This window comes from Mesorhizobium sp. M2C.T.Ca.TU.002.02.1.1, from assembly GCF_003997225.1.
The window spans coordinates 1-4,574 of the sequence record NZ_RZTO01000509.1 but is presented as its reverse complement, the minus strand read 5'-3'; the positions used below and the strand labels follow the sequence as shown (position 1 = coordinate 4,574).

Here is a 4,574-nt window from a genome sequence, read left to right as displayed (position 1 = left end):
AACGTGTCGTCGTCCGGTGCTTTCGCCGGCAACAAGCTCGCCTTCGACGCCAACATCAGCGATGGCGCCGGCCTCGGCCTCAAGGGCGGCGGCTCGGTGACGATGGCGGGCACGCCGGCCCTGGTGCTCGACTTCAACGGCAAGGTGCCGTTCTCCTTCCTGGCCGCGAAACTCGCCGCGCAAGGGCTGGGGCTGACCGGAACCGCGAACGTCAATGTGCAGGTGCGCGGTCCGGCGTCGTCGCCGGTGATCGGCGGAACGGTCAGCACCTCCGGCGCCCGGCTGGTCGATGCCCGCTCCGGCCTGGCGGTGAACGACATCGCGGCGGACGTTTCGATCGGGAACGGCGTTGCCAGGATCAACCGGCTCACCGGCACGCTTTCGACGAAAGGCAATCTTTCGGCCAGCGGCACGGTGGGCATCGTGCCGGCGCAAGGCTTCCCCGCCGACCTGTCGATCAAACTCACCGATGGCCGCTACACCGACGGCCGGGTGGTGACCGCCAATCTCGGCGGCGACCTGACGATCAAGGGGCCGCTCGTCTCGGCGCCGGTGATCGCCGGCACGATCAACCTGGCGAGGACGGTCATCACCGTTCCGGAAAAGCTGCCCGGGTCGCTTTCGGCGCTGGATGTGAAGCACAAGAACGCGCCGGCGTCCGTGCGGGCGCAGGACAAGGCGCTGCGCCCGGCAACGTCCAGCGGCAGCAGCAACAGCGGCAGCGGCCTGACGCTCGACGTGACGGTGAACGCGCCGAACCAGATCTTCATCCAGGGCAGGGGTGTCGACGCCGAGCTCGGCGGGTCGCTGAAGCTGACGGGGCCGGCCTCGTCGCCGCAGGCGGTCGGCACTTTCACCCTGCAGCGCGGACGGCTGACCATTCTCTCCAAACGGCTGACCTTCACCGAGGGCACGATCGGGTTCCAGGGTTCGCTGGTTCCCTATCTCAACATGACGGCGACCACGACGACCAGCAGCGCCACGGTCACGATCGTCGTGTCGGGTGAGGCGACCGATCCGAAGTTCACCTTCTCCTCCGTGCCGGCGCTGCCCCAGGACGAGGTGCTGGCGCAGCTCATCTTCGGCCAATCCATGTCCAAACTGTCACCGCTGCAGATCGCCCAACTTGCAAGCGCGGCCGCGCAACTGGCGGGCGTCGGCGGCTCGACCTCGCTGCTTGAGAACCTGCAAAGCGCCATCGGCGTCGACGATCTCGACGTGACGACGGACGAGAAGGGCGGCACCGCGGTTTCGGCCGGCAAATACCTCAACGACCGTACTTATGTGACCATACAGAAGGGCGACAAGCCGGGTTCCGGCAAGGCGACGATCGACCTCAATGTCGGTCGCGGCGTGAAGCTGCGCGGCGAGGCCAACGACGCCGGAGAAGCCAAGGGCGGCGTCTTCTACGAACGCGAATATTGAGGCTCAGCCTGCGTTTCTGCGCTCGCCCGGCGGGCTGTCCGCCGCGGGCGCGGGAGCCTAATCCGCATAAAATGTACTGATTTAATCGTTCGCGACGATTTTTTGGGAAATCGGCGTCGCGATAACAAATTTGCGTCAAGACTGTCGCTATCGCGCGAACCGGGTTGCAACCAAAGATGCACATTCCCCGGCATGTTCCCACTCCACACCGTCTTTTGACAACGCGGTCTGGATGCGGAATGTTAAAAGGCAGAAAGCCAACAATGGGAGTAAGTCATGGCAATCTATAAAAGCAATGGTGATCGTGTTCCGGATCACATCCTGAAAATGGCCGAAGACGCCAAGTCGGGCAATGTGGACCGTCGCGAATTTCTGGCTTTGGCCAGCGTCTTCGGCGCATCGACGGCAATGGCCTACGGCATGCTCGGCCTTGCCGCGCCGACCCCGGCCCGGGCCGAGGACGTGCAGGGCAAGAAGGGCGGGGTGATCAAGGTTGCGATGTCGGTCAAGGATCCGAAGGATCCGCGCACCGCCGACTGGTCCGAAATCTCCAACGCCGAGCGCCAGGCGCTCGAGCCGCTGGTAAAGTACACGAAGGAATACACCTTCGCGCCCTACCTCCTGGAGAGCTGGGACATCAATGACGACGCCACCGAATACACGCTGCATGTGCGGCCGGGCGTCGAATGGAACAACGGCGACAAGTTCACCGCCGATGACGTGGTCTACAATTTCACCCGCTGGGCCGACAAGGGCGCGGAGGGCAACTCGATGCCCGGCCGCCTCGGCAGCCTCGTCGACGAGACGACCAAGAAGCTGCGCGAAGGCTCGGTCGTCAAGGTCGACGACCTGACCGTCAAGCTCAAGCTGACCAAGCCCGACATCGCCATCATCCCGAATCTGACCGACTATCCGGCGCTCGTCGTGCACAAGACCTTCGACGAGAAGGGCGCCAACTTCAAGAATTGCCCGATCGGCACCGGTCCGTTCGAGCTGGTCTCCTACGATGTCGGCCAGAAGGTGGTCTACAAGCGCCGCACGACCGGCAAGTGGTGGCAGGGCGAGGCCTTCCTCGACGGCGTCGAGTTCATCGACTACGGCACCGATCCGGCCGCGACCGTCTCGGCTTTCGAATCGGGCGAAGTCCAGACCAACCACGAAACGACCGCGGACTATATCAAGATCATCGCCGATGTCGGCGCTCCGGTATCGGAAGTCGTGACGGCCGCCACCGTGGTGTCGCGCTTCAACGTCACCCACAAGCCCTATGACGACCAGAAGGTTCGTCAGGCGATGTTGCTTGCCGTCGACAACGCAACCGTGCTGCAGCTCGGCTACGGCAATGCCGGCACTGCGGCGGAAAACCACCATGTCGCGCCGATCCATCCGGAATATGTCAAACTGCCGGAGGTCAAGCGCGACATCGCCAAGGCCAAGCAGATGCTGACGGAAGCCGGCGCGATCGATTTCGAGCACGAGCTGATCAGCAACGACGAGGACTACCACAAGAACACCACGGACGCGATCGCCGCCCAGTTGCGCGAAGCCGGGATCAAGGTAAAGCGCACCGTGCTGCCAAGCTCGACCTTCTGGAACGACTGGACCAAGTATCCGTTCTCGGAGACCAACTGGAATATGCGCCCGCTGGGCATCCAGGTGATCGCCATCGCTTACCGCACCGGCGAAGCGTGGAACGAGACGGCCTACGCCAATCCGGACTTCGACAAGAAGGTCAATGAGGCGCTCGGCATCGCCGATGCGGAGAAGCGCAAGGTCGTGATGAAGGACATCGAGCAGATCCTGCAGGATTCCGGCATCATCATCCAGCCTTACTGGCGCAAGCTCTACATCAACATCAAGCCCGAGGTGAAGAACCACTCGATGCACCCCACCTACGAGCACGACTTCGGCAAGGTCTGGCTCGACCAGGCGTGATCCATGGCGCGATGAATACGAGGGGCAGCCGCCCCTCGTATTTGCAGCTTCGTTGTCGTTGCATGACCTGCAGCGGCGGCGGGGCGCCATCCGCATTACGAAACAGGGTTGAACGTATCTGACCCCAACCCGGCCGGCAGGGGGGCACACATGTTCTCATTCATCGCCAGACGCATCGGCACGATACTGCTCACGATGCTGTGCCTGACGCTGGTCGTCTTCTTCCTCGTCAATCTCGAGCCCAATCTGAAGAAGCTGGCGATCAGCCAGACCGAGATGCACACGCCCGCCGACCAGCTTGAAAGCTGGCTGGTCAACCATGGCTACCGGCAGAATTTCTTCCTGCGTTACGGCCAGTGGCTGGGCGTCCTGCCGAAGCATCCGATCACCGATCCGGCGACCGGCAAGACCACGCAGCGCTTCTCCTTCTGCAACGACCCGACCGAGCCGCAATTCTCCGGCGTGCTGCAGGGCGATTTCGGCTGCTCGACCAAGTTCAAGACGACGGTCGCGGCGAAGCTCTTCCCGGCGCTCGGCGCCACCGGTTTGCTGATGTTCTGGGTGCTGGCGGTGATGGTGCCGATCTCGCTGCTGATCGGGATTCTGGCCGGCATGCGCGAAGGCTCGCGCACCGACCGCGTGCTGTCGGTCGCCTCGATCGCCTCGACGGCGACGCCCGAATATGTGTCGGGCGTCATCTTCACCGTCATCTTCGCATCCTGGCTCGGCTGGCTGAACGGCTCGGCGGCGTCCGCCAGCCAGGGCATCACGTTCTACAATTTCACGCTGCCGGTGATCACGCTGGCGATCTACGGCATAGGCTACATCGCGCGCATGACACGCGCCTCGATGGTCGAGGTGATGACGCAGCAATATATCCGCACAGCCCGGCTGAAGGGCCTGTCCTTCAGCAGCGTGGTGATCAAGCACGCGCTGCGCAACGCGCTGATCGCGCCCTTCACCGTCATCATGCTGCAGTTCCCGTGGCTGCTCACCGGCGTCGTCATCGTCGAGGTGATGTTCCGCTACCAGGGCTTTGGCTACACGCTGGTCGAAGCCGCCGGCAACAACGACATCGATCTGCTGCTCGGCTGCTCGCTGGTCTCGGTGTTCATCGTGCTGATCACCCAGCTCATCTCGGATGTCGGCTACGCGTTTCTCAATCCGCGTATCAGGGTTCAGTAGGGGCAGGGCCGATGCAAACGGAATATATC

The 4,574-nt window shown here is 63.0% G+C and carries 3 protein-coding genes; all 3 read left to right on the top strand.

Annotated features, from left to right (window positions below; translation table 11 throughout):
- A partial coding sequence (locus EOD07_RS23590; RefSeq protein ID WP_206519533.1) for a translocation/assembly module TamB domain-containing protein occupies nucleotides 1–1,425 on the top strand: 1,425 nt, incomplete at its 5' end.
- Nucleotides 1,426–1,701: 276 nt separating this feature from the next.
- On the top strand, nucleotides 1,702–3,360 hold the full coding sequence (locus tag EOD07_RS23585) for an ABC transporter substrate-binding protein (RefSeq protein ID WP_127237160.1): 1,659 nt from the start codon (nucleotides 1,702–1,704) through the stop codon (nucleotides 3,358–3,360).
- Between the two features lie 150 nt (nucleotides 3,361–3,510).
- Nucleotides 3,511–4,545 carry an ABC transporter permease gene (locus tag EOD07_RS23580; protein WP_040984157.1) on the top strand — a complete coding sequence of 345 codons (1,035 nt, stop codon included), beginning with the start codon at nucleotides 3,511–3,513 and terminating at the stop codon, nucleotides 4,543–4,545.
- Nucleotides 4,546–4,574 lie beyond the last annotated feature (29 nt).